Origin of the sequence: Bathymodiolus platifrons methanotrophic gill symbiont, from assembly GCF_002189065.1 — a bacterium.
In the GTDB taxonomy this organism is placed as follows: domain Bacteria; phylum Pseudomonadota; class Gammaproteobacteria; order Methylococcales; family Methylomonadaceae; genus Methyloprofundus.
In genome coordinates this window covers 1-1,798 of sequence record NZ_BDMN01000512.1, presented here as the reverse complement: position 1 = coordinate 1,798, position 1,798 = coordinate 1, and the positions used below count along the sequence as shown (strand labels likewise).

The 1,798-nt window shown below is 37.9% G+C and carries 1 protein-coding gene; it reads right to left on the bottom strand.

Features of this window, described 5'->3' with window-relative positions; genetic code table 11:
* Positions 1 to 675: 675 nt before the first annotated feature.
* Positions 676 to 1,587 carry a hypothetical protein gene (locus tag CDZ78_RS19995; protein WP_087871527.1) on the bottom strand — a complete coding sequence of 304 codons (912 nt, stop codon included), beginning with the start codon at positions 1,585 to 1,587 and terminating at the stop codon, positions 676 to 678.
* Positions 1,588 to 1,798: the final 211 nt, after the last annotated feature.

The window sequence follows — 1,798 nt, the reverse complement described above, 5'->3', positions numbered from 1 at the left end:
TGCAAGCCCAGCAGGATGAGTGGAATATCATCACGCGATGAGACATCAATGACAATGCTGGCAATATCTACTTGCCCAATTTCCAGTTGTGACGATATGATATTTCTCATGGATCTGATGCGAAGTTTTGCTGGAATGGAACTGTTATTGAGGACTCAGTATTTGCCAGTTCGATTTGTAAGAATAAATACTTGTTCAATAACAATGGTATAACCATTTTTTACGATAAATACCAAAATGGGGCACTCAGAATCTTCAGTAGTGATATTTGGCGTTATCATACCATAATATGTTGTTTTAAAAGGGTATTATTTATTTCGTGCAAGCACTACTTAACAGCAAAAGGGGGGAAACAGTTTGCTCTACTAAACTGATACAGTTTAGCATTAGAAACACTACTAAATGTCGTTAGAACTACCGGTAACAATATAGGTAGTAAACGGGAAATCTTAATTTTTTTCATATTTTTTTACTCCATGAGTTTAATCTGTCTCATCAGTATCAGGAGATAATTCCTGATAGACGCTTCTCAGCGGTTCGACTTGGTTATAGAGCCAGTAAATATGTCAGGGGGATTTATGAGGCTTTATTATGGGGTTGAGTTGTAAATATCTTGACCCAACCTCATGTTGTTGTTCAGTAAGCCGATCACAATTTGATCCCCTACCTAAACTCTTAATCTATGGGCACCGAACGTGCTAAATTTAAGAATTCACCTTTCAGGTCTTCATTACTTGATGCGTTTTTCTCCATGATTAATTTATAATATTTAGAATCTGTTGCCCACACTAGGGAAGTTACAGCTTTTCCACTTGGGCTTACTTCCACTTCGAATATAGCGGGGTTCCCATTGATATCTTCATTAATGGAATCTTCGGCAAATACCACCTTACCATGTCCTGAAGTATAATCGTCTTCCGAAAGTTCAACCAGGATCAAATTTTCAAACTCATAAACTCTTGATAAAGTAGACCACTTCCCCTTATTATAAGTTCCGCTCACCTGCCGGGAAACTACCTTTTTATCATAGAATGGTGTCCCTTCTAAATTAGAGGGTTCTAGCGATAAAAGTTCAACCGCTTCCTCATAGGTCTTCTCGTATTTTTTACTTTTTGGCGTCAGTTCGTCTCGGATTGGAGTTATACGACTTTCAGGAGTATCAATATACCCTTGTTCTTTCATTTGCCGTGTAGCAAGATCAGCTTCCTTTTTAAAGCTTTCGGGTACAGGAAAATCATCTATTGGGGAATAGGATACATCGTATTCAGGGTCTCCAAAGAAAGCTTCCAGCTCTGCAAGCTCTGGATTTAAGTCCTCATTATGGTCATGGGAAGGTTCAGTATCAGAGGTTGGATCCCCCGGAGTAGATTCGGTATATCTAATCTCTGAGACAGGGGGGGGGGTCTGACTGCTTTTTTCTGGGACAAAAGTAAGTGGAACTTTTTTAACTTTACTTATTTTTTCAATTACATTTCCCGCTTCAGTAGTATCTTCGTTCGCGGGTAATGGGTATATCGCATAAGCTAAAGTTGAAAACAATCCAACTAGAAAAAACACAGTTAACCAGTATTTTTTAAGTGTATTCATTGTGCTACCCTCTTGGTAGTTAATTAACCTTCAAAACAATGTACAGATGCCTACATCATCTAAAAATATAAATCCATACCCGCTCAATGTGAGGTTTAAAGGTTCTAATCACATTTAAGTTAAACCAATACATTTTTCATCATTCCATCTCCCTAATGGGGTGATAATATTTTTCTCCTGCATGATGCTCTATTCATGAGCGGCATAAAAA